Origin of the sequence: Melaminivora alkalimesophila, assembly GCF_000282995.1 — a bacterium.
Taxonomy (GTDB): Bacteria; Pseudomonadota; Gammaproteobacteria; order Burkholderiales; family Burkholderiaceae_C; genus Melaminivora; species Melaminivora alkalimesophila.
This window is the reverse complement of the sequence record NZ_ALEE01000330.1, coordinates 1-565: the sequence shown is the minus strand read 5'-3', so window position 1 is coordinate 565 and position 565 is coordinate 1. Positions and strand designations below refer to the sequence as shown.

The 565-nt window shown below is 72.7% G+C and carries 1 protein-coding gene; it reads right to left on the bottom strand.

What is annotated here, in order from left to right; genetic code table 11:
- The coding region (locus tag A612_RS06140; RefSeq protein ID WP_019373639.1) for an ABC transporter permease at positions 1–565 on the bottom strand (565 nt) is incomplete at both ends.

Sequence of the window (565 nt, the reverse complement as noted above, 5' to 3'; positions counted from 1 at the left end):
CTCGCCCTCGGCCGAGCCGGCGCGGCCCACGCCGCCGGCGGCAAAGCGCATGCGCCGCTGCGCGCGCAGCTCCAGGTGCAGCAGCAGCGCCACCAGCACCAGCAGGATGGTGGCTAGCTGCGCCGCGGCAAGCCGATCGTCCATGGCCAGCCACGCCTTGTAGATGCCCACGGTGAAGGTCTGGATGCCGAAGTAGCTGGTCACGCCGAAATCCGCCAGCGTCTCCATCAACACCAGCGCCACGCCCGCCGCCACCGCCGGGCGCGCCAGCGGCAGCGCCACCGACAGGATGCGCCGCGCGGGCGAGGCCCCGAGCAGGCGCGCCGCCTCCATCAGGTGCGCCGCGCGCTCCGACAGCGCCGTGCGCGCCAGCAGGTAGACATAGGGGTAGAGGGAGAAGGTGAACACCCACATCGCCCCGCCCAGGCTGCGCACCTCGGGCAGCAGCCGGCCTTCCAGCCCGAAGCTCTCGCGCAGCCAGACCTGCAGCGGGCCGCTGAACTGCAGGAAGTCGGTGTAGGCGTAGGCCGTGACGTAGGCCGGCATGGCCAGCGGCAGCAGCAGC